The organism is Streptomyces sp. NPDC005774 (assembly GCF_042871645.1).
GTDB lineage: Bacteria > Actinomycetota > Actinomycetes > Streptomycetales > Streptomycetaceae > Streptomyces > Streptomyces pratens.
In genome coordinates this window covers 119,486-142,173 of the sequence record NZ_JBIAIV010000003.1, presented here as the reverse complement: position 1 = coordinate 142,173, position 22,688 = coordinate 119,486, and the positions used below count along the sequence as shown (strand labels likewise).

Here is a 22,688-nt window from a genome sequence, read left to right as displayed (position 1 = left end):
GCGTACGGGAGGAGGAGGGCCGGGACCGGGCCGGCGACAATCCGTCGGAAACTGTCGCCCGGCCCCCTGGGGACGCGGCGCACACGCTTCTAGCGTGGTGAGTCGTCCCAGGTCCTCCCAGGTAAAGGCCCCGCCATGCAGTACGTCGCCCCCGTGGTCATCGGTGTTCTCTACGCACTGCTGATGTCCTTCGTCCGCGAGCCGCACCGGCGGCGCCTGAACGCCGTCATGCTCGCCGGTGCGGGCGCCGCCTACCTCAGCGGGGGCGGCCTGGGCGGCTGGGAGTTCGCCTTCACCGCGCTGATCACCTACATGGCGTTCCGCGGCCTGGACTCGTGGACGTTCATCGGCATCGGCTGGCTGCTGCACACCACATGGGACGTCGTCCACCACCTCAAGGGCAACCCCATCATCCCGTTCGCCCACACCTCGTCGCTGGGCTGCGCGATCTGCGACCCGGTGATCGCCCTGTGGTGTCTTGGGGGAGGCCCGTCCCTGATCGGCCTCGTCCGCCGTCGACGGCGCGGGCATCGCCCCGGCACCGGGCAATCCACACCCGCCGGGCACCCCGGCACCGGCGCGCCGGCCCCGAGCGGCAGTTCGGGCTGACGGCGCACATCGGCCACGCGTTCGCCCGGGTCCGGGTCGACAACGGCGAAATCCGGCCATGCTCGCTCCCCGGTCCGACCCACCCGGCGCCCCGCCGCCCCCACCCGGCGCCCCGCCGCCCCCGCCGGGCGACAATGACCCCGTGACCAGCCCGGACATCCCCGATCCCGACACCGGCCCGACGCCGGACACCCGCACCGCCCCCGATCCCGCAGCCTCCGCCGCCCCGGCCTCCGCATCCTTCGCCGCCCCCGCCGGTCACGGAGGTCTCGCGGGCCTGCGCCCCCGGCTGCCCTCGCCGGTGCAGGACGTCGTGGACGAACGGTTCGAGCGGCGCGGGGTCCGGCTGGTACTGAAGCGGGACGATCTGATCCACCCGGAGCTGATCGGGAACAAGTGGCGCAAACTCGCGCCGAACCTGTCGGCGGCGACCGGACGGACGGTGCTCACCTTCGGCGGCGCCTACTCCAACCATCTGCGGGCCACCGCCGCCGCCGGACGGCTGCTGGGGCTGCCCACGGTCGGCGTGGTGCGCGGCGAGGAACTCGCCGGCCGCCCCCTCAACGCCTCGCTGGCCCGGTGCGTGGCCGACGGCATGCGGCTGCACTTCGTCGACCGGGCGACCTACCGCGGCAAGACCGCGTCGGCGGCCCTCGCGGTCATGCTGCGCGAGGCGGACGCCGAGGACGCGTACGTCGTCCCCGAGGGCGGCAGCAACGCCCTCGCCGTGCGCGGCTGCCAGGTGCTCGGGGAGGAACTGGCCGGCCGGGCGGACGTGGTCGCGACGGCGTGCGGCACCGGCGGGACGCTCGCCGGGCTGGCCTCCGGACTCGGCCCGGACGGGCGCGCGCTGGGCGTTCCGGTGCTCAAGGGCGGCTTCCTGGCCGCCGGGATACGGGGACTGCAGGCCGAGGCGTTCGGCGGTCCGCGCGGCGACTGGAGTCTGGACGATCGCTTTCACTTCGGCGGCTACGCCCGGACCACCCCGGAACTCGACGCGTTCGCCGCGGACTTCGAGCACCGTCACGGCGTACCCGTCGAACGTGTCTATGTCGCCAAGTTGCTTTACGCCCTTGTCGCCCTGGCGGAGGAAAACGCGTTCCCGCGCGGGAGCACGGTCGCGGCCGTCGTCACCGGGCGCCCTTTCCCGTGAGCAGGCGAGCCTGTGGGCAAGGGCTTCCGGACGTCTTCCGATATGCCCCCGAGAGGACTCCGGTACCGGACGGTTCGACCGTCTGACGTCTGGGTACGTCAATCCGGCGCGCGCTCTTCCCATTCGGGCCCACAGACCCCTAGCCACGGAACGTATCCATAGCTTTACTATGGGTAATCACATCGGGTCGGGGTCCCGGGGACAGGACCATCCGGAGCGCGGTAGCGTCACCGCTGAACCACGTATCGCGTTATCCGGGGGCGACCCCGATCCTGAACGCTTGTACCACCTTGGAGGTGAGGGTGTCCCAGATCGCAGGCGAGCCCGCGACCCAGGACTTCGTGGAAGTCCGGCTGCCGGCCGCGGGGGCCTACCTGTCGGTGCTGCGTACGGCCACGGCCGGCCTCGCGGCCCGTTTGGACTTCACCCTCGACGAGATCGAGGACCTGCGCATCGCGGTCGACGAGGCCTGCGCGATCCTGCTTCAGCAGGCCGTGCCGGGTTCGGTGCTCAGTTGTTTCTTCCGCCTCGTCGACGACTCGCTCGAGGTCACCGTCTCGGCGCCCACCACGGACGGCCACGCCCCTGCGCGTGACACCTTCGCGTGGACCGTGCTGTCCGCTCTCGCGGGCAAGGTCTCCTCCGCCGTGGACGAGGACAAAACCGTTTCGATCAGCCTCTACAAACAGCGCGGCGCGGGACCCGGGCCGGCGTGAGGAACGAGGACGGGCCGGTGCGGGACGAAGAACGCGGCACGCGCGAACTGCCGGCCGAGCGGATTCCGGATGGCATCGACGGCATCGACGCCATCCCGGAACAGGCCCGGCCGCATCCGGAGGACGACTCCGCGGTGGCCGGTGCTCCGGACGGCGGGCAGCACGACGCCGCCGCGCGGAGCAGGCCCGGTGCCGGGTGGCCCGGTGCCTCCCCCGGCCACAGGAGAGACCGGGCGCGTGCGGAGCCGACGGCGGGGGACGAGGCGAGCGCTCGGGGAAGGGCGACGGGCGGAACGATGAACGAGCACGAGCGACACGCCGAGAGTGAGGTGCCGCGGACGCCGGGCGCGCCGGGCGCACGGCGCACGCCGGACTCCCCGGGCACGCACGGCGCGCAGCGCGACCCGCAGGACCGCAGCGGGGCGCGTGCTCTGTTCCTCGAGCTGCGCACATTGCAGGACGGCACTCCGGAGTACGCGGAGCTGCGCAACCGGCTGGTCCGCATGCATCTGCCGCTCGTCGAGCATCTCGCGCGCCGCTTCCGCAACCGCGGAGAGCCGTTGGACGACCTCACCCAGGTCGCCACCATCGGCCTGATCAAGTCGGTCGACCGCTTCGACCCGGACCGTGGCGTGGAGTTCTCGACGTACGCGACCCCGACGGTCGTCGGCGAGATCAAGCGGCACTTCCGCGACAAGGGCTGGGCGGTACGCGTCCCCCGCAGACTGCAGGAGCTGCGGCTGGCGCTGACGACGGCGACGGCCGAGCTCTCGCAGCAGCACGGCCGCTCCCCCACGGTCCACGAACTCGCCGAGAAGCTGGCGATCTCCGAGGAGGAGGTCCTGGAAGGCCTGGAGTCCGCCAACGCGTACTCCACGCTGTCCCTGGACGTTCCCGACACCGACGACGAGTCCCCGGCGGTCGCGGACACCCTGGGCTCGGAGGACGAGGCGCTGGAGGGGGTGGAGTACCGCGAGTCGCTGAAGCCGCTGCTCGAGGACCTGCCTCCGCGCGAGAAGCGGATTCTGCTGCTGCGCTTCTTCGGCAACATGACCCAGTCGCAGATCGCCCAGGAGGTGGGCATCTCCCAGATGCACGTCTCCCGGCTGCTGGCCCGCACGCTGGCCCAGTTGCGGGAGAAGCTGCTCGTGGAGGAGTGAGTCCCGAGAGGCGGCCCGGGCCGTGCCCCGGGCCGTGGGGCGTTACTTCTCTGCGTTCCCGGGGCCCCGGATACCGAGGGCCCGGGTCGTCTCGGGGTTCAGCAGCAGAACCAGGGCCGTGACGGCCACCACCGCGAGCACGATCCCCGCCGGGATGGCCACGCTGTCGGACTGCAGCAGGTTGTAGGCCACCGGCAGGGCCAGGAGTTGGGTGATGACGGCCGGGCCGCGGCTCCAGCCGCGGCGGCCGAGCAGCCCGCGCGCGGCAAGCAGCGGCAGCAGGGCGAGAGCCGCGAGCGTCACTCCGCCGGTGACGGCCTGCTGCCGGTCGTCCGGCTCTCCCATGAGCCCGAAGACCAGCATCCAGACCCCGCCGATCAGCAGAGCCAGCCCTTCCAGGGCGGCGAGCCCCGCGGCGTACGTCAGGCGGCGCGGGCGGGGGCCGGCGGGGGCCGGGGCGGTGGTGGGGGTCTGCTCGCTGCTCACCCCTGAAGGGTAGCCCTCGCCCCGCGCGCCCCCGTGTCGAGGTTCACGCCCCTCCTCCGTCCGTGCCGTCCCTGACTCCGTCCCCGGTTCCCCCGGCCCTGTCCCGGTTCGTCCCGGACCCGTCGCTGGTCGCGTCTCCGGGCCCGCCCTGTCCCCGCTCCCGACCTCACCTCGGGCTGGGCCCCGGTACCACCCAGTAGGTACCCTGCAACGCATGCGTGCACTTCTCGTGGTCAATCCGGCGGCAACCACCACAAGTGCGCGCACGCGCGATGTGCTGATCCACGCCCTCGCCAGCGAGATGAAGCTGGAGGCGGTCACCACCGAGTACCGCGGCCACGCGCACGACCTGGGCCGGCAGGCGGCGGAGAGCGACGACATCGACCTGGTGGTGGCTCTCGGCGGCGACGGTACGGTCAACGAGGTTGTCAACGGCCTGCTGCACGCCGGCCCCGACCCGGAGCAGCTGCCCGGTCTCGCCGTGGTCCCCGGCGGCTCCACCAACGTCTTCGCCCGTGCCCTGGACCTGCCCAACCACCCCGTGGAGGCCACCGGCGCCCTGCTGGACGCCCTGCGCGAGGGCCGCGAACGCACCGTCGGCCTGGGCCTGACGTCGGGCACACCGGGAACGGACGACGAAGGCGTGCCACCCCGCTGGTTCACCTTCAACGCGGGGCTGGGCTTCGACGCCGGGGTGGTCGGCCGGGTGGAACAGCACCGGGAGCGCGGCAAGAAGTCCACTCACGCGCTGTACATGCGTCAGGTCGCGCGTCAGCTGATCGGTGAACCGCACCGCCTGCACGGCGTGATAACGCTCGAGCAGCCGGGTGAGGAACCGGTCAGGGACCTGGCGCTCTCCATAGTCTCGAACGCCTCCCCGTGGACGTTTCTCGGCAATCGCCCGATCTACGCGTCACCTAAGGCCTCGTTCGATACTGGCCTCGACATCTTCGGTCTGAAGCGGCTGTCCGCCTCCGCCCTTGCCCGGTATGGCACCCAGTTGCTCACTTCGTCCCCCGAGCGCGGACCCCGGGGCAGGCATGTGACCGCGAGGCACGATCTGACCCAGTTCACCTTGCATTCGAAGGTGCCACTGCCCCTCCAGATGGACGGTGACCACCTCGGACTGCGAACCAGCGTGACGTTCACAGGCGTTCGCCGTGCACTGCGTGTGATTGTGTGAGCGGAAAACGCTAAAGTCCTTTCACTCGAACGTTTAGGCCAGGATCCACCCCATGGAAGTACGGCTGTGACCTAGTCGACACCGATGAATCAAAAAAAACTTTCCGGAAGGGGTTGTATCCGTCGCCGAGGTTTGCGAGTCTCTACATGGCGATCGGGACGGCCCGCAACACCAGCCTCCACAGATCACCGGAACCCCTCTTCAATCCCAAGGACCACGCCAGGGAACCTGGCGTTCGGCCCTTCACTTGTTGGGGGATTCGTGAAAGCGTTCACATTCACAAGCCACATGTAGTTCATACCAAGGAGAGGTAGCAGCCATGGACTGGCGTCACAACGCCGTTTGCCGCGAGGAAGACCCCGAGCTCTTCTTCCCCATCGGCAACACCGGTCCTGCGCTGCTGCAGATCGAGGAAGCCAAGGCCGTCTGCCGTCGCTGCCCGGTGATCGAGAGCTGCCTTCAGTGGGCACTCGAGTCCGGTCAGGACTCCGGCGTCTGGGGTGGTCTCAGCGAGGACGAGCGCCGCGCAATGAAGCGCCGCGCCGCCCGCAACCGGGCCCGTCAGGCCTCCGCCTGACAACCCACCCCTGCTGACAGCCTGAGCTTGGCGGCGCGTACAGCGCGTACGCATATCCCGCCCCCGAGCCGCAGCACGCAGTCCCCCGGTGCTCCCCGAGTCCCGGCTCATCTCGAGCCGGAGGGGAACCCATCAGTCAAGCAAGAGCCCCGGACGGGTACCCGTCCGGGGCTCTTCGCTGCTCGCCGACATCACGGACCCACGTCACCCACCCATGTCCGTGGCCCGTCTCGGCGGTCCACGCCACCGGTCCACATCACTGGCGCACGTCACTCTTCGTTACTTGTCCATGGCCACCGGCACGTCCAGGATCACCCGCGCGCCCCCGTCCGGGGCCGTCACCATGTCGAAAGTGCCGCCCAACTCACCCTCGACCAAGGTCCGTACGATGTGCAGCCCCAGGTTTCCGGCGGTGTGCGGGTCGAAGTCCTCGGGCAGGCCGACGCCGTCGTCCTGGACGGTGACCAGCAGGCGAGCCTCCTTGGTGGTGCCGCCGCGGACCGCGGTCACCTCGACCGTGCCGGTGTCACCCTCACGGAAGCCGTGCTCCAGGGCGTTCTGCAGAACCTCCGTCAGCACCATCGACAGCGGGGTGGCGACCTCCGCGTCGAGTATGCCGAAGCGGCCGGTGCGCCGGCCGGTGACCTTGCCCGGTGAGATCTCGGCGACCATCGCCAGGACACGGTCGGCGATCTCGTCGAACTCCACCCGCTCGTCCAGGTTCTGGGAGAGCGTCTCGTGCACGATCGCGATGGAACCGACCCGGCGCACCGCCTCCTCCAGCGCCGCGCGGCCGCGCTCGGAGCCGATCCGCCGGGCCTGGAGGCGCAACAGTGCCGCCACCGTCTGGAGGTTGTTCTTCACCCGGTGGTGTATCTCCCGGATGGTCGCGTCCTTGGTGATCAACTCCCGTTCACGGCGGCGAAGTTCGGTGACGTCCCGGAGCAGGACCAGCGAACCGATGCGGGTTCCCTTCGGCTTGAGCGGGATCGCCCGGAACTGGATCACCCCGCCGGGCGCCTCGATCTCGAACTCGCGCGGCGCCCAGCCGCTGGCGACCTTCTCCAGCGCCTCGTCCACCGGCCCACGGGAAGGCGCCAGTTCGGCGGTGGTCCGGCCGAGGTGGTGGCCGACCAGGTCGGCCGCCAGACCCATCCGGTGGTAGGCGGACAGGGCGTTCGGCGAGGCGTACTGGACGACCCCCTCGGCGTCGAGCCGGATCAGTCCGTCCCCCACACGGGGCAGCGCGTCCATGTCGAGCTGCTGGTTCGCGAACGGGAAGGCACCGGCCGCGATCATCTGCGCGAGGTCGGAGGCGCTCTGGAGGTAGGTGAGCTCCAGCCGGCTGGGAGTACGCACGGTGAGCAGGTTGGTGTTGCGCGCGATGACCCCGAGTACGCGACCCTCCCGCCGTACGGGAATGGACTCGACACGGACCGGCACCTCCTCGCGCCACTCCGGGTCGCCCTCGCGCACGATCCGCCCCTCGTCCAGGGCCGCGTCCAGCATGGGGCGGCGACCGCGCGGGACGAGATGGCCGACCATGTCGTCCTGGTACGAGGTCGGGCCGGTGTTGGGCCTCATCTGGGCGACGGAGACATAGCGGGTGCCGTCACGGGTGGGGACCCACAGGACCAGGTCGGCGAAGGAGAGGTCGGAGAGCAGCTGCCACTCCGAGACCAGCAGATGGAGCCACTCGAGATCGGATTCGTCGAGAGCGGTGTGCTGGTGTACGAGTTCGTTCATGGAGGGCACGTCAGCGAGCGTACCCGGGACGTCGCACCCTCCCCCGGAAGCACCCGCGGGCCGCGGCGCCTGAGAGGGACCCTCAGCCCTCCCGGCACCGCAGCCCGGAGCGACATCGGCCGCGGGGTGTGCGGTCCCGTTCGGCCGAGGGATGAGGATCCGGGGCAGTCAGGGCAGAGAGCTCCGGGTCCTCGGTCCACCTTCCTGTGCGGGGAAGGCAGGCTTGCGTGCGCTGTACTGTTACGCATTGTGGACTAGACCACTACCCGTGTCCACGTGTCGGGGACTGTTCATTGTTGTCTTTTTTCGTGATCACGCGATCGTGTGATCACATGCTCACACGCCCATCGGGGAAACGGATGAGCGGAACAACGGATGAGCGGGCATAAGGGCATCCGCCACGCACCCTATCCCGCAAGCGTGCGCCGGGGAACGGAATCGCATGGTCATTCCGGTCGGCGGGCCGCGACCGCCCGCGCCGGGACGCCGAGAAGAGGCCGGGAGCGGACTCCCACGGGAAACGCCGCCACCTTCGCCCGGGAGCGGACTCTCCGCTCTGCTAGATTGAGATTGGTCTAAACCACATGGCTGCCCCGCTCCCCTCCGGGGCCGGCCCCAGACGATTCCCCTCCCAGAACGGCAGGCTCAGCGTGGAAGTTGTCATCGTTCCGGACGCCAAGGCCGGCGGCGCACTCATCGCCGGGGCCATGGCGGATCTCCTGCGGCGTACCCCCGACGCCCTGCTCGGCGTGGCCACCGGCTCAACACCCCTGCCCGTCTACGAGGCACTGACGGCCCAGGTGCGCTCCGGCGCCGTGGACACCTCCCGGGCAAGGATCGCCCAGCTCGACGAGTACGTGGGGCTGCCCGCCGACCACCCCGAGTCCTACCGCTCGGTGCTCCGGCGCGAGGTCCTGGAACCGCTCGGCATCGGCACGGACGCCTTCATGAGCCCCGACGGCACGTCCGAGGACGTACTGGCCTCGTGCGAGGCGTACGACAGGGGGCTGGCCGAGGCCGGCGGCGTCGACCTGCAACTGCTCGGCATCGGCACGGACGGGCACATCGGGTTCAACGAGCCGTGCTCCTCGCTCGTCTCGCGCACCCGGATCAAGACACTGACCGAGCAGACCCGGGTGGACAACGCGCGCTTCTTCGGCGACGACATCGACCAGGTCCCGCACCACGTCATCACCCAGGGCATCGGCACCATCCTGGAGGCCCGCCACCTGGTCCTGCTCGCCACCGGTGAGGGCAAGGCGGACGCGGTCGCCGCGACCGTCGAGGGCCCGCTGGCCGCGGTGTGCCCGGCGTCCGCGCTGCAGTTGCACCCGCACGCCACGGTCGTCGTCGACGAGGCCGCCGCGACCAAGCTCAAGCTCGCGGACTACTTCCGGCGCACCTACGCCGGCAAGCCGGACTGGCAGGGGATCTGACCGGAAGCCCCGGGCACTCCCCGCTCCGCTCCCCGGCCCCGGGCCGCCCCGTGGCCGCCACGCCCCCGGGCGGCCACGGTGGACTAGACCAACCCCCGGCTCGGCGGTATACAGAGGGGATCACGGAGCGTACGGGGAACATCCCCGGCCGCGGTCGTGCCACGATGTGGGCCGGGACCGATGGGGTGTCGGCCGTTCGGCACTCGGAGCCGGGAAGGCAGAGCATGAGCACCGACGTCAGCAGTACGGAGAACGAGGGCGGGGCCACGGTCCGTACGGCGCGCGTGCCCAAGTACTACCGGTTGAAGAAGCATCTGCTCGACATCACGGAGACGGCTCCTCCCGGTACCCCGGTCCCGCCCGAGCGCACCCTGGCGGCGGATTTCGACACCTCGCGCACCACCGTGCGCCAGGCGCTCCAGGAGCTGGTGGTCGAGGGGCGTCTGGAGCGCATCCAGGGCAAGGGCACCTTCGTCGCCAAGCCCAAGGTCTCGCAGGCGCTGCAACTCACCTCGTACACCGAGGACATGCGGGCACAAGGTCTTGAACCCACCTCGCAACTGCTGGACGTCGGCTACATCACCGCCGACGACGGGCTCGCCTCACTGCTCGACATCACCGCCGGCGGGCGGGTGCTGCGTATCGAGCGGCTGCGCATGGCGAACGGCGAGCCGATGGCCATCGAGATCACCCACCTCAGCGCGAAGCGCTTCCCGGCACTGCGCCGCAGCCTGGTCAAGTACACCTCCCTCTACACCGCGCTCGCCGAGGTGTACGACGTCCATCTGGCGGAGGCCGAGGAGACCATCGAGACCTCCCTGGCCACCCCGCGCGAGGCCGGCCTGCTCGGCACCGATGTGGGGCTGCCGATGCTGATGCTCTCCCGGCACTCGCTGGACCGGGCCGGGCAGCCGGTGGAATGGGTGCGCTCGGTGTACCGCGGCGACCGGTACAAGTTCGTGGCCCGGCTGAAGCGCCCGCAGGACTGAGCCCGAAGCCGGACCCCACCCACCGCCGAATCTCACCGCCGGCCCCCGCAGCCGGACCCCGCAGTCCGGAGCACCCGGAGAGGCGGTGGCGAGTCGTGGGCGGAACAGCACAAGCCGGACGGTTGATGGAGAATCCACCGCTCTTGAGTCAGCCTTCCGTGGAGTTTAAGTACGCAATCCCCACGAGGGGTTCCGCCCCGCTCCGGCGCTGACCTAGATTTCCTGCGCATTGCGCAGCGCAGGCGATCAGCGAGGGGACGGAGTCGTTCGATGTCGCAAGCCCCAGAATCCAGCAGAGGTCCGGTGGTGACGCCCACGCGCGTCGTCATCGGCGTCTGCCTTTTAGCACCGTTCGTGGCCATGCTGTGGGTCGGCTCGTACGCGAAGACCGACCCCGCCTTCATCGGCATCCCGTTCTTCTACTGGTACCAGATGCTGTGGGTGCTGATCTCCACCGCACTGACGGTGATCGCGTACAAGCTGTGGCAGCGTGATCAGCGCGCCCGCGCGGCGGCGAAGGGCGGTGCCGAGCGATGAACGACGGCGTGAACGGCGTGGCGCTCGCCGTCTTCATCTTCTTCTTCGTCCTCGTGACGGCGATGGGCTTCCTGGCCGCCCGCTGGCGCAAGGCGGCGAACGAGCACAGCCTCGACGAATGGGGCCTGGGCGGAAGGTCGTTCGGCACCTGGGTCACCTGGTTCCTGCTCGGCGGCGACCTGTACACCGCGTACACCTTCGTGGCCGTACCGGCGGCGATCTACGCGGCGGGAGCGGCGGGCTTCTTCGCCGTGCCGTACACCATCCTCGTCTACCCGCTGATCTTCACCTTCCTGCCCCGGCTGTGGTCGGTTTCGCACAAGCACGGCTATGTGACGACGTCCGACTTCGTGCGCGGCCGGTTCGGCTCGAAGGGGCTGTCGCTGGCGGTGGCGGTCACCGGCATCCTGGCGACGATGCCGTACATCGCACTCCAGCTGGTCGGCATCCAGGCCGTGCTGGACGTGATGGGCGTCGGCGGCGGCGAGGACACCAACTGGTTCGTCAAGGACCTGCCGCTGCTGATCGCCTTCGGTGTGCTGGCGGCGTACACGTACTCGTCGGGTCTGCGGGCCCCCGCGCTGATCGCGTTCGTGAAGGACACGCTGATCTACCTCGTGATCGCGGTGGCGATCATCTACATCCCGATCAAGCTGGGCGGCTTCGACGACATCTTCGCCAAAGCGAGCGAGGCGTACAGCGAGACCAACCCGGCCACGGGCGCGCCGCGCGGTTCGCTGGTGCCGGGCGAGGCGGGGCAGTGGACCTACGCCACGCTGGCGTTGGGCTCGGCGCTCGCGCTGTTCATGTACCCGCACTCGATCACCGCGACGCTGTCCTCGCGCAGCCGTGAGGTGATCCGCCGCAACACCACGCTCCTGCCGCTGTACTCGCTGATGCTGGGCCTGCTGGCGCTGCTCGGCTTCATGGCGATCGCGGCCGGGGTCGAGGTCAGCAACGGGCAGCTGGCGATCCCGCAGTTGTTCGAGAACATGTTCCCGGCCTGGTTCGCCGGCGTGGCCTTCGCCGCCATCGGCATCGGGGCGCTGGTGCCGGCGGCGATCATGTCGATCGCGGCCGCGAACCTGTTCACCCGCAACATCTACAAGGACTTCATCAAGCCCGACGCGACACCCGCGCAGGAGACCAAGGTCTCCAAGGTGGTCTCGCTGCTCGTGAAGGTGGGTGCGCTGGCCTTCGTCCTCACCATGGACAAGACGGTCGCCATCAACTTCCAGCTCCTTGGCGGCATCTGGATCCTGCAGACCTTCCCCGCCCTGGTGGGCGGCCTGTTCACCCGCTGGTTCCACCGCTGGGCGCTGCTCGCGGGCTGGGCGGTCGGCATGGTCTACGGCACGGTCGCGGCGTACGGGGTGGCCTCGCCGACGCAGAAGCACTTCGGTGGCTCGTCGGGGGAGATCCCGGGTATCGGCGAGATCGGCTACATCGGCCTCACCGCCTTCGTGATCAATGCCCTGGTCACGATCGGCCTGACCTTCGTCCTGAAGGCCGTCAAGGCTCCCGAGGGCATCGACGAGACCCGGCCGCAGGACTACACGGCGGACGCGGGCGCTCCGGGCGTCAGCACCGAACTGCCCCTGGACACGGCCGACACCGCCGACACGGCCGCCGACGGCAAGCACTGACGCGGTACGCGGGTACGACAACGGGCCGCCGGACGTCTCCGGCGGCCCGTTGTCGTACCCGTGGGGCACACTCGCCCCACGGACATCGTCATCCGGCCGGTGGAGCCGTACGAGTTCGAGGAGCTCGGCGAGATCACCGCGCAGGCCTACCTGCGTGACGGGCTGCTCGACTTCGGGGAGAGCGGCGCGTACCTCGGTGAGCTCAGGAACGTCGCCGGGCGGGCCGCGGCCGCCGAGGTACTGGTCGCCGTGGAGGGGACCGGGTCGCTTGCCGGGGCAGCGGACGGCACGGCGGAGGCGAACGACGCGGGGAGAGTGCTGGGCGGGGTGACGTTCGTACCGCGCGGCGGGCCGATGGCCGACATCGCCGGCCCCGGCGAGGCGGAGATCCGGATGCTCGCGGTCGCCCGCGCCGCCCGGCGCCGGGGTGTCGGGGAGGCCCTCGTCCGCGCCTGTGCCGACCGGGCACGGGCCACGGAGGGATGCGTACGGCCCACCGCGTCTACGAGCGTCTCGGTTTCGTCCGCTCTCCCGGGCGGGACCGGAACCCTGTTCCGCACCTGGACGACATCACGCTGCTCACCTACGAGCTGACGCTCTGACACCACGGTGGCTCTGCGCCGCAGCACCCACCGAGACACAAGATATGGGCATGCCGAAAGCGCCCGGCACAAGATGTATGCTCATGCTCGCTGTCGCCGCAGGGGAATCCGGTGCGAATCCGGAACTGTCCCGCAACGGTGTACTTGTGCGTGTTCGCGTTTTCCGCGTGCCCGCACGGGCTTCAGTCCGAGGACCTGCCGACAGTGCGCCCGGCCGTCCGGTCCGGGTGCCTGACGTCCGGGCCTCGCGGAATGGGCCGGTGGACGCGAGGCCCGTTCGCGTGCCCGTGTGCTGCCCCCTGCCCTCGCCGAGGCCCCGTGCCGAGCGAGGGAGAGCCCCACGTGACCATCGCGCCAGCCGATCCTGCTTCAGCGGTCGCCGTGACCGACATGAGCGACGCGAACGACGTGAGCGACGGCCCCGGTGCCGCGCTGCTGCGGACCCTGACCGAGCTGACCGCCGACCTCCCCGGCGCCGACCCCGGCCGGGTCGCCGCCGCCGCGCTGCGCGGCCGGTCCGCCCATGCGGACGAGGCCGAACTGCGGGAGCTGGCCACCGAAGCGGCGGCCGGGCTCATCTCCGAGGACCCCGTCTACTCCCGGCTCGCCGCCCGGCTGCTGACCCTCGGCCTCCGCGCCGAGGCCGCCTCGCAGGGGGTCACGTCGTTCACCTCGTCGATCGCCGCCGGGCACCGCGAGGGCCTCATCGCGGACCGGACCGCCGAGTTCGTCCGGCTGCACCCGGACCGTCTGGACGCCCTGATCGACCCCCGCGCGGACGACCGCTTCGGCTACTTCGGGCTGCGCACCCTGTACAGCCGCTATCTGCTGCGGCATCCGGTCACCCGCAAGGTCGTCGAGGCGCCGCAGCACTTCCTGCTGCGGGTCGCCGCCGGTCTCGCCGAGGACGGCACCCCCCGCTCGGTGGACGAGGTCGCCTCTCTGTACGGCCTGATGAGCCGCCTGGAGTACCTGCCCTCCTCCCCCACCCTGTTCAACTCCGGTACCCGGCACCCCCAGATGTCCTCCTGCTACCTCCTCGACTCCCCCAAGGACGAGCTGGACTCCCTCTACGACCGCTACCACCAGGTGGCCCGCCTCTCCAAGCACGCCGGCGGCATCGGCCTGGCCTACTCCCGCATCCGCTCCCGGGGCTCGCTGATCCGCGGCACCAACGGGCACTCCAACGGCATCGTCCCGTTCCTGAAGACCCTGGACGCCTCCGTCGCCGCCGTGAACCAGGGCGGCCGGCGCAAGGGCGCGGCGGCGGTCTACCTGGAGACCTGGCACTCGGACATCGAGGAGTTCCTGGAGCTGCGCGACAACACCGGTGAGGACGCCCGCCGTACGCACAACCTGAACCTCGCGCACTGGGTGCCGGACGAGTTCATGCGCCGGGTCGACGCCGACGCCGCCTGGTCGCTGTTCTCCCCGTCCGACGTCCCGGACCTGGTCGACCTGTGGGGCGAGGAGTTCGACGCGGCCTACCGGGCCGCCGAGGCCGCGGGCCTGGCGCGCAAGACCATCCCCGCCCGGGAGCTGTACGGGCGCATGATGCGGACCCTCGCCCAGACCGGCAACGGCTGGATGACGTTCAAGGACGCCGCCAACCGCACCGCCAACCAGACCGCCGAGCCCGGCCACGTCGTCCACTCGTCCAACCTGTGCACCGAGATCCTCGAGGTCACCAGCGACGGGGAGACGGCGGTGTGCAACCTGGGCTCGGTCAATCTCGGCGCGCTCGTCGACCCGGCGGCCGACGACCTGGACTGGGAGCGGCTGGACGCGACCGTGCGCACGGCCGTCACCTTCCTCGACCGGGTCGTGGACATCAACTTCTACCCGACCGAGCAGGCGGGCCGTTCCAACGCGCGCTGGCGCCCGGTGGGGCTGGGAGTGATGGGCCTCCAGGACGTCTTCTTCGCCCTGCGCCTGCCCTTCGACTCGCCCGGGGCCCGGCGGCTCTCCACCCGGATCGCCGAGCGCATCATGCTCGCCGCGTACGAGACCTCCGCCGACCTCGCCGCACGCCCCCGAACGCCCGCGACGGACTCCGGGGCAGGATCCGGGGCGGACTCCGAAGCAGCGGGGACCCCCGTCGGCCCCCTGCCGGCCTGGGAGCTGACGCGTACCGCCCGGGGCGTGCTGCACCCCGACCACTACGACACCGAACTCGTCTGGCCCGAGCGCTGGGCGGCGCTGCGCGAACGTATCGCCTCCGTCGGCATGCGCAACTCGCTGCTGCTGGCGATCGCGCCGACCGCCACCATCGCGTCCATCGCCGGCGTGTACGAGTGCATCGAGCCTCAGGTGTCCAACCTGTTCAAGCGCGAGACGCTGTCCGGTGAGTTCCTCCAGGTCAACTCGTACCTGGTGAACGACCTGAAGCGGCTGGGCGTGTGGGACGCGCGGACCCGCGAGGCGCTGCGCGAGGCGGGCGGCTCGGTGCAGGGCTTCACCTGGATCCCCGAGGAGGTGCGCGGCCTGTACCGGACCGCGTGGGAGATCCCGCAGCGCGGCCTGATCGACATGGCCGCCGACCGCACCCCGTTCCTGGACCAGTCGCAGTCGCTGAACCTGTTCATGGAGACGCCGACCATCGGCAAGCTCTCCTCGATGTACGCCTACGCCTGGAAGCGGGGCCTGAAGACCACGTACTACCTGCGCTCCCGGCCGGCGACCCGCATCGCCCGCGCGGCCCGGGCGCAGCCCACCGCCGCCACCGGCCCCGCCCCCGCCCCTGTCCCCACCCCGCAGCCGGCCGCCGACCCCGAGGCCGTCGCCTGCTCCCTTGAGAACCCCGAGTCCTGCGAGGCCTGCCAGTAATGACCACCGCTCCCCGTACCCGGAACCTGCTCGACCCGGGTTTCGAACTCACCCTGCGCCCCATGCGGTACCCCGACTTCTACGAGCGCTACCGGGACGCGATCAAGAACACCTGGACCGTGGAGGAGGTCGACCTCCACTCGGACGTCACCGACCTCGCGAAGATGAGTCCCGCCGAACAGCATCTGATCGGCCGTCTGGTGGCCTTCTTCGCCACCGGCGACTCGATCGTGGCCAACAACCTGGTGCTCACCCTCTACAAGCACATCAACTCCCCGGAGGCGCGGCTGTACCTGTCGCGGCAGCTCTTCGAGGAGGCGGTGCACGTCCAGTTCTATCTGACCCTGCTGGACACCTACCTGCCCGATCCGGAGGACCGGACGGCCGCGTTCGCGGCGGTGGAGAACATCCCGTCCATCCGGGAGAAGGCCGAGTTCTGCTTCAGGTGGATGGACTCGGTGGAGAAGCTCGACCGGCTGGAGACGCGGGCCGACCGCCGTCGCTTCCTCCTCAACCTGATCTGCTTCGCCGCGTGCATCGAGGGCCTGTTCTTCTACGGGGCGTTCGCCTACGTGTACTGGTTCCGCAGCCGGGGCCTGCTGCACGGTCTCGCGACCGGCACCAACTGGGTGTTCCGGGACGAGACGATGCACATGTCCTTCGCCTTCGACGTGGTCGACACCGTCCGCAAGGAGGAGCCGGACCTGTTCGACGACGAGCTTCAGCAGCAGGTGACGGACATGCTGCGCGAGGCGGTCGAGGCGGAGCTGCAGTTCGGGCGCGACCTGTGCGGTGACGGGCTGCCGGGCATGAACACCGAGTCGATGCGGCAGTACCTGGAGTGCGTGGCCGACCAGCGGCTCACCCGGCTGGGCTTCGCTCCGGTGTACGGCTCGGACAATCCGTTCTCGTTCATGGAGCTCCAGGGGGTCCAGGAGCTGACGAACTTCTTCGAGCGGCGTCCGTCCGCGTACCAGGTCGCGGTGGAGGGCACGGTCGACCTGGACGAGGAGTTCTAGAGCCGGTCCGGCCCGGGGAGCTCTCTCCTCCCCGGGCCGGCCGCCCGGGTGCCGCCCCGCCGGTTCCCGCGCCTCACGCCGCGCGTGCGGTGCGGTGCGGGGCGGCACTCCGCGCGGGGCAGGACCCCGGCATCCGCTCCGGCCGGGACGGCCCGGCGGGGGCGTGACGCCGCTCTGCCGCGGCGCGGTCGGTCCCGGCCCGCTTCAGCTGCCGGTCGATCCTCCGCTCGTGCGCGATGCCGACGGCGGCGGGGAGGGCCATCAGGACGAGCAGTCCGAGAACGGTCAGCATTCCGATCAGCGCTTCCACGTATGTCGTCTCCATGGACACCACTGTCGCGCCGGACACTCCTTACCGAACAGTGGCAGGACTGCCGCACACCCTCGATTTACTGCCAGCGACGGTGCACACTGGAGCCATGCTCCGCAATGTTGCCGCCGTCCTGCTCGACCACGTGAACCCCTTCGAACTCGGCGTCGTCTGCGAGGTCTTCGGCGTCGACCGCAGTGACGACGGCCTGCCCGTCTACGACTTCGCGGTCGCCTCCGCCGAAGGCACCTCGCTGCGCAGCAACACGGGCTTCTCGCTCCAGGTCGAGCACGGCCTGGAGCGGCTGGAGGCCGCGGACCTCATCGCCGTGCCCGCCGGGTCGTGCTATGAGACGCGGGACTTCCCTCCCGAGCTGCTGGACGCGCTGCGCCGGGGCGTGGACCGCGGGGCCAGGGTGCTCAGCGTCTGCTCCGGCGTGTTCGTCCTCGCCGCCGCCGGTCTCCTCGACGGCCGGCGCGCCGCCGCCCACTGGCGCCACGCGGACGCGCTGACCAGGAGGTACCCCCACCTGACCGTCGAACCGGATGTGCTCTACGTCGACGAGGACCCGGTGATCACCTCCGCGGGCACCGCCGCCGGGATCGACGCCTGTCTGCATCTGGTGCGCAAGGAACAGGGTCCCGAGGTCGCCAACCGGATCGCCCGGCGCATGGTGGTGCCCCCGCACCGCGACGGGGGCCAGGCCCAGTACATCGAGCGCCCGCTGCCGTTGCCCGGCGGCGACACCGTGTCCGAGGTGCTGGTGTGGATGGAGCGGCATCTCGACGAGGAGGTGACCGTCGAGCAACTCGCGGCCCGCGCCCACATGTCCCCGCGCACGTTCGCCCGCCGCTTCCAGCAGGAGACCGGCACCACGCCGTACCGCTGGATCCTGCGCCAGCGGGTGCTGCTCGCCCAGCGTCTGCTGGAGGGGACCGACGAGACCGTGGACGCGGTCGCGGGCCGTACGGGATTCGGCAACGCGGCCGCGCTGCGCCACCACTTCGTACGCGCCGTGGGGACGACCCCGAACGCCTACCGGCGGACGTTCAGGGGCCCGGAGGCCGCCCGAACGTCCGCCGCGTGGCCGGTCAGCGGGGCAGTGCCCGCAGCATCAGCCGGCGCGGCCGGAGGGTGATGCCGATCCGGGGCCGGGTGTCGGAACCGGGCTCGTGCTCGAACCGGTAGGCGGAGGCGACCGCCGCGGTGATGAGCGTGAGCTCGGCCATCGAGAAGTGGTCACTGGGGCATTTCCGGTTGCCCACGCTGAACGGGCTCATCGCGTGCCTGGGCACGTCCTTGGCCCGCTCCGGAAGCCAGCGGTCCGGGTCGAACTCCTCGTTCCGCTCGTACGACCGCCCATCGCGCTGGATGGCGTACGGACTGTAGATGAGGTCCGCCCCCCGGGGAATGCGGTATCCGCCGAGTTCCGTGTCGGCCACCGCCCGGCGCGTCAATATCCATACGGCCGGATACAGCCGCAGGGTCTCGGTGACGACATTCGCGGTGTACGTCAGCTTTCGGACGTCCTCGAATGCGACGGGGCGGTCACCGACGACGGTTTTCACCTCGTCGCGGATCTTGTCGCCGAGTTCCGGGTGCTCGGTGAGAACCAGGAAGAGCGACATGACGGTGGCGCCGATGGTTTCACTGCCGGGGGTGAGGATGGCGATGACCTGATCGTGGATCTCCTGTTCCCCTATGGACTCTCCATTCTCGTCCTTCGCCTCAAGCAAAGCCGTCAGCAAATCGTCCGGTTTTTGACCGCTTGCCCGTCGGTCGGCGACGATCTCGTCGACCAGGACGTGCAAATCGGCCAGCGCCCGGTTGAATTCGCGGTTGGCCGGAAGCGGCACCTTATAAAGCGGTCCGAGCGGTACCACCATGCGTTGGTACATACCGCTGAACAGCGTGGCGAGGTCGATGCAGATGCGCTCGGTCCGCGCGTCCATGTAGCTGCCGCGCATCAGGCAGCGGGCAGCGATCCGTACGGCCACGCGGAAGGACTCCGCCGTGACGTCCAGTACCTCGCCGGAGCGCCAGCGCTCCACGAGCGCGTACGACTCCTCCGCCATGATCGGCCCGTACGCGGGGAGCGCATCGAGCCGGAACGCGGGCTGGATGGTGCGGCGCTGGCGCCGGTGCAGCGGGCCGTTGGCGGTGGCGACGCCCTCCTCGCCGAGCAGGTCCTCCAGGGACTCCCACAGTGGCCCGGCGATGATGTAGTCGGGGCTCAGCGCCACCGCCCCGGTGAGGGCGGGGGTGGTGACGGCGTACACCGTCTTCGGTCCGAGCTTGATGCGCACGACGTCGCCGTGATCGCGCAGTTGGGCCATGAAGGCCAGCGGATCGCGCGCCAGTTTCCAGCCGTGGCCCAGGAGGGGGACACCTCCGCCGGCCAAGGGCGGCTCGCGCAGCGCGGTCGCCGCGGACGCTCCGGGTTCCACCGACTCGACGGTCATTTCTCACCTGCCGCTTCGTTGTCGACGTACGGGGGCGTGGACCGGTCGTCCCAACTGTCGACCATGTACCGGCCGGACTCGTGGTGGAACCAGTAGACGGAACTGAACCAGTTCCGCATGTTTCCGAGGCAGGACCGCACGGCCGCGCCCCGTTCCTTTCCTCCTACCGTGCCGTCGTCGAGACCGTCGGCGAAACGTAAGGTTTCCTTTTCTGCGTCGAGGAATTCGTTGATGCATTTCTCGACACGGCACCTCACATCGACGAGCGCCTCTTCAAGGGTCAGCCCTTCGTGGACGATGAGACTGATTCCGAGATTGTGCACCTCGTTGCCCGCCAATTCCTTCGGGAGTGAGCAGAGGTCGTTGTACCAGGCGGCGAATTCCTGACTCAGCAGGGCCGCCTTCCGATAGGACGGGTCCTTCCGTACGGCGTCCGGAAGTTCACAGCCCGCGCTCGGCTCCAGGAGATCGGTCCAGATCCAGTGTGCGAAGGTGAGCCGGCGCAGTTCCAGATATTCCTCGACGGTGGGGACGATCCCCTCCGTGCGATTGCGGAATTCCCGGTCGTACGCCTCGATCACCGTGTGGAAGTGCCGGGCGAACCGGGCGTTCCACGTGTCCGGAAGGAACGAGTACAGCCGCCGCACACTGTCCGCGAACCCTGCCACCAGTGCGTCCTCGTGACGCAGGTGGTCCGTGGGCCTGTCGAGGGCCGTGTGCAGATGGTCCTTCAGCCGCTGCCAGGCGTCGGGGCGGCCGTGCACGATGTCGCGGTCGTGCCGGTCGTCCCAGACGAAGAACCACGCGCTGTAGTCCGCTATCGCCTGGAGGACCTCGTCGGCGGCGCCTGTGTAGTAGCCCGCCATGAGGTCCGTATAGCACAGTCCATCGGCATATTCCTCCACCTTGTCCGCGGGCATGAGCCGCTTTTCGAGCAGCCACGCACGGGTTTCCTCCTGGAGCTTCGGCCAATACGGATGGAGTTGCCGGGGAAACGCCGCCTCGATCACCGGAAGAGACAGCGCCGGTGGAACTGCGATGGTGGTCGGTTTCGATGTGGTGCCGTGTGACAAATCATGCACGAACAATCCCCTCTCAGCCGCCAGTCGGCGTGCGCCCCTTCCCCCGTACCGGGCGCACGCCCGTGCGTATCCCCACCCCACCATTCAGCACTACAACTGACCCTTCTGGGAACGCATTTGCCTCTTTCGCTACCCCACGGTGCCGAAATCCTCCCCTTACGTGTCCGATTTCGCACGAACAACCCGTCGAGGGATCGAACGTCTGACGAAAGGACGAACGGCGCCCGTTCCGGAGGGGGTACCGGAACAGGCGCCGTGCGCGAGGGAGTTCTGCGAACCATGGGGCCGAAGAACCCTGGCGGTCATGAGGGTGACAGGAGGTCAGTCGTTGGCGACCACGGGATAGCGCGACTCGTTCTCGGCCATCTGCCGCAGCGCGTCCTTGCGTTCCCGCTTGGAGAGCCGGTCGATGTACAGGTAGCCGTAGAGATGATCCGTCTCGTGCTGCAAACACCGTGCGAAGTAGCCGGTGCCGCGCACCTTGACCGGGTTGCCCAGCTCGTCCTGACCGGTCACCTCGGCATAGTCGGGGCGGGCCAGCGGCGCGTACGCGGTGGGGACCGACAGGCAGCCCTCGTTGGAGTCGTCCAGCCGGCGATCCTCGGCGGGCAGTTCGACCAGCTTGGGATTGCAGACCACGCCGACGTGGCGCGCGCCGTCGTCGTCCGGGCAGTCGTAGACGAAGACCTTCAGGTCGACGCCGATCTGGTTGGCGGCCAGGCCCACGCCCTCGGCGGTGCGCTGGCTGGCGAACATGTCCGCGACCAGCTGCTGGAAGTCCGGGCCGAAGTCGGTGACGTCCCGGCACTCCTTGTGCAGCACCGGGTTGCCGACCACGGTGATCGGCCGCGAGGTGCCGCGCTCGACCCAGGCGGCCTCGCGCTCCGCGCAGCCCTCCGTGTCGATGACGTACCCCTCCTCGTCGAGGGGGAGCACGCCCGCGTGCTGCTGATCGGTGTCCTGCTGAGCCATGACCGACGTACGCCTTCCTGGAAAACATGGGGTGTGGTGCTGTTACAGGGTACGGCGAACGGCCTGCCCGCCGACCGGTCCGTGTCCTGCCCGCCGACCGGCCCGGAAAATGGCCTAGCAGACCTCTTCGAGGTCCCGCCAGTCCCGCGAGTCCGGGCTGTCCGCGACCCATCCGTCCAGCAGGCCGCGGACCAGTGAGGGCGGCGCGGCGAGTCCGCACTCGCGCTCCGGCACCCACAACTGCCCGTCGGTGCGGTGGCCGAGCGGCCCGGGATGTCCCGGCTCGCTGTGGTCGTGCGGGTCGAGATGCTCGCCCTCGCCCTCGTCGGACGGCATCCGGGACTCCGAGCACATCCGGCACAGCAGCCGCACCGACGACGACCAGTCCTCGGCGGCGAACCCGGCGTCCGCGGCCAGCTGCTCCAGGGCGTCCCGGTCGGCCTCGCTCGCGGCCTCCAGCAGCACCACCCAGGTCGGCACCGGCGAGGGCGCCCACAACTCGATCTCGTCGAACACCGGGTAGGTGTGCCCGGCTGCCGTGCTCCGCTCACCGTGCGGCACCCCGTCGTGCAGGACGACCTCGCCCCAGCGGCGGCCGGAGGACGGCAGCGGAATGGACAGCACCTCGATCCGGGCGGGGTCCAGCCGCCGTCCCCAGACGACCTCGGCCTCCCCCTCCGGAGACAGCCGTACCGCCGCACTGCCCAGGTCCATGCCGAGCGGCTCGCCGGAGTCGGTGGGGTTCCCGGGCACCTTCAGCCCGTAGGCCTGCCAGGCGCGGCGGGCCAGCGGCCAGTCCTGCAGGGCGGTGGCGGCGATGCCGACGTTCCACCAGTCCGGCGCCCCGGAGTCCCGGTCGAGCAGGGCCACGGCCCTGAGGCCCGCCGCCCGCGCCTGCTCCCAGTCGTGCCGGAACTTGTGCAGCAGCGCGAGGTTGAACCAGGACTCCGACAGCCAGGGCTCCAGATCGGCGGCCCGGGTGAGCAGCGCGCCCGCGTCCTCGTAACGGCCGTCGCCGATGAGTGTGAACGCGCGGTCGGTGGCCTGCCGCCAGGAGGCGGAGGGCCTGTTCCGTCCCTTGCCGAAGATCCTCACGATTCCCGCCTGCCAGTTCCGTGCGGTGGGCGGCCTAGCCCCCGGACACCGTCTCCTTCGCATCCAACCACGTACGGCTGGA

Annotated in this window: 20 protein-coding genes, 1 pseudogene and 1 riboswitch; of the genes and pseudogenes, 14 read left to right on the top strand and 7 right to left on the bottom strand. The window is 70.0% G+C overall.

Annotation, left to right across the window (positions count from 1 at the left end; all coding sequences use genetic code 11):
* Positions 1-135 precede the first annotated feature (135 nt).
* From ACFYQA_RS04580 to ACFYQA_RS04565, 4 genes are all read left to right on the top strand, one after another.
* A complete protein-coding gene (locus tag ACFYQA_RS04580) occupies positions 136-609 on the top strand; it encodes a DUF6010 family protein (protein WP_388911426.1) in 474 nt (157 codons plus the stop codon).
* Positions 610-751: 142 nt separating this feature from the next.
* Positions 752-1,762, top strand: a complete 1,011-nt coding sequence (locus ACFYQA_RS04575) for a 1-aminocyclopropane-1-carboxylate deaminase/D-cysteine desulfhydrase (RefSeq protein WP_388911423.1) — start codon at positions 752-754, stop codon at positions 1,760-1,762.
* A gap of 302 nt (positions 1,763-2,064) precedes the next feature.
* Positions 2,065-2,478, top strand: coding sequence for an anti-sigma regulatory factor (locus tag ACFYQA_RS04570; RefSeq protein ID WP_332430571.1), 414 nt, complete (start codon positions 2,065-2,067; stop codon positions 2,476-2,478).
* 17 nt (positions 2,479-2,495) lie between these two features.
* The gene (locus ACFYQA_RS04565; protein WP_388911420.1) at positions 2,496-3,638 is read left to right on the top strand and encodes an RNA polymerase sigma factor SigF; all 1,143 of its coding nucleotides are present in this window, start codon (positions 2,496-2,498) and stop codon (positions 3,636-3,638) included.
* Between the two features lie 42 nt (positions 3,639-3,680).
* Here ACFYQA_RS04565 and ACFYQA_RS04560 read toward each other — a convergent pair whose 3' ends face one another.
* A complete protein-coding gene (locus tag ACFYQA_RS04560) occupies positions 3,681-4,124 on the bottom strand; it encodes a hypothetical protein (protein WP_386396305.1) in 444 nt (147 codons plus the stop codon).
* A 214-nt stretch (positions 4,125-4,338) separates the two neighbouring features.
* On the opposite strand from ACFYQA_RS04560, the gene ACFYQA_RS04555 reads away from it, so the two are divergent.
* Both ACFYQA_RS04555 and ACFYQA_RS04550 read left to right on the top strand, forming a co-directional pair.
* Complete coding sequence (locus ACFYQA_RS04555; protein WP_388911417.1) at positions 4,339-5,307, top strand: diacylglycerol/lipid kinase family protein; 969 nt, start codon at positions 4,339-4,341, stop codon at positions 5,305-5,307.
* Between the two features lie 319 nt (positions 5,308-5,626).
* Positions 5,627-5,884 (top strand): WhiB family transcriptional regulator, encoded by a 258-nt coding sequence (locus tag ACFYQA_RS04550; protein WP_030219886.1) that lies wholly within the window; start codon positions 5,627-5,629, stop codon positions 5,882-5,884.
* 279 nt (positions 5,885-6,163) lie between these two features.
* On the opposite strand, the gene ACFYQA_RS04545 is transcribed toward ACFYQA_RS04550, so the two are convergent.
* Positions 6,164-7,630, bottom strand: coding sequence for a PAS domain-containing sensor histidine kinase (locus tag ACFYQA_RS04545; RefSeq protein WP_388911783.1), 1,467 nt, complete (start codon positions 7,628-7,630; stop codon positions 6,164-6,166).
* Positions 7,631-8,280: 650 nt separating this feature from the next.
* Here ACFYQA_RS04545 and nagB point away from each other — a divergent pair.
* The 7 genes and pseudogenes from nagB to ACFYQA_RS04510 all read left to right on the top strand — a co-directional run bounded on the left by nagB (position 8,281) and on the right by ACFYQA_RS04510 (position 16,685).
* The gene (gene nagB, locus ACFYQA_RS04540; protein ID WP_388911780.1) at positions 8,281-9,066 is read left to right on the top strand and encodes a glucosamine-6-phosphate deaminase; all 786 of its coding nucleotides are present in this window, start codon (positions 8,281-8,283) and stop codon (positions 9,064-9,066) included.
* Positions 9,067-9,290: 224 nt separating this feature from the next.
* Positions 9,291-10,055, top strand: coding sequence for a GntR family transcriptional regulator (locus ACFYQA_RS04535; protein WP_388911413.1), 765 nt, complete (start codon positions 9,291-9,293; stop codon positions 10,053-10,055).
* Between the two features lie 270 nt (positions 10,056-10,325).
* On the top strand, positions 10,326-10,592 hold the full coding sequence (locus tag ACFYQA_RS04530) for a DUF3311 domain-containing protein (RefSeq protein ID WP_388911410.1): 267 nt from the start codon (positions 10,326-10,328) through the stop codon (positions 10,590-10,592).
* Entirely contained in the window at positions 10,589-12,238 is a 1,650-nt protein-coding gene (gene mctP / locus ACFYQA_RS04525) for a monocarboxylate uptake permease MctP (protein ID WP_388911407.1), read from the top strand. Before ACFYQA_RS04530 ends, mctP begins: the two co-directional genes overlap by 4 nt.
* A gap of 60 nt (positions 12,239-12,298) precedes the next feature.
* Positions 12,299-12,840: pseudogene (locus tag ACFYQA_RS04520) on the top strand (GNAT family N-acetyltransferase).
* Positions 12,841-12,942: 102 nt separating this feature from the next.
* Positions 12,943-13,036, top strand: a riboswitch (cobalamin riboswitch).
* A gap of 146 nt (positions 13,037-13,182) precedes the next feature.
* Positions 13,183-15,666: a ribonucleoside-diphosphate reductase subunit alpha gene (locus ACFYQA_RS04515; protein ID WP_388911404.1), complete on the top strand. Its 2,484-nt coding sequence runs from the start codon at positions 13,183-13,185 to the stop codon at positions 15,664-15,666.
* Entirely contained in the window at positions 15,666-16,685 is a 1,020-nt protein-coding gene (locus ACFYQA_RS04510; protein WP_332430559.1) for a ribonucleotide-diphosphate reductase subunit beta, read from the top strand. Before ACFYQA_RS04515 ends, ACFYQA_RS04510 begins: the two co-directional genes overlap by 1 nt.
* Positions 16,686-16,758: 73 nt before the next feature.
* Here the strand turns inward: ACFYQA_RS04510 and ACFYQA_RS04505 are convergent, their stop codons facing one another.
* Entirely contained in the window at positions 16,759-17,010 is a 252-nt protein-coding gene (locus ACFYQA_RS04505) for a hypothetical protein (protein WP_388911401.1), read from the bottom strand.
* A 94-nt stretch (positions 17,011-17,104) separates the two neighbouring features.
* Here ACFYQA_RS04505 and ACFYQA_RS04500 point away from each other — a divergent pair, with 94 nt between their 5' ends.
* Positions 17,105-18,133 carry a GlxA family transcriptional regulator gene (locus ACFYQA_RS04500; RefSeq protein WP_388911398.1) on the top strand — a complete coding sequence of 343 codons (1,029 nt, stop codon included), beginning with the start codon at positions 17,105-17,107 and terminating at the stop codon, positions 18,131-18,133.
* On the opposite strand, the gene ACFYQA_RS04495 is transcribed toward ACFYQA_RS04500, so the two are convergent.
* From ACFYQA_RS04495 to ACFYQA_RS04480, 4 genes are all read right to left on the bottom strand, one after another.
* Positions 18,087-19,457: a cytochrome P450 gene (locus ACFYQA_RS04495; RefSeq protein WP_388911395.1), complete on the bottom strand. Its 1,371-nt coding sequence runs from the start codon at positions 19,455-19,457 to the stop codon at positions 18,087-18,089. The genes ACFYQA_RS04500 and ACFYQA_RS04495 overlap by 47 nt on opposite strands.
* Positions 19,454-20,539 carry an epi-isozizaene synthase gene (gene cyc1 / locus ACFYQA_RS04490; RefSeq protein WP_388911392.1) on the bottom strand — a complete coding sequence of 362 codons (1,086 nt, stop codon included), beginning with the start codon at positions 20,537-20,539 and terminating at the stop codon, positions 19,454-19,456. The genes ACFYQA_RS04495 and cyc1 overlap by 4 nt, the downstream gene beginning before the upstream one ends.
* Before the next feature lie 321 nt (positions 20,540-20,860).
* Positions 20,861-21,511, bottom strand: a complete 651-nt coding sequence (def, locus tag ACFYQA_RS04485; RefSeq protein WP_388911389.1) for a peptide deformylase — start codon at positions 21,509-21,511, stop codon at positions 20,861-20,863.
* A gap of 114 nt (positions 21,512-21,625) precedes the next feature.
* Positions 21,626-22,606 carry a hypothetical protein gene (locus tag ACFYQA_RS04480; RefSeq protein ID WP_332430553.1) on the bottom strand — a complete coding sequence of 327 codons (981 nt, stop codon included), beginning with the start codon at positions 22,604-22,606 and terminating at the stop codon, positions 21,626-21,628.
* Between the last annotated feature and the right edge of the window lie 82 nt (positions 22,607-22,688).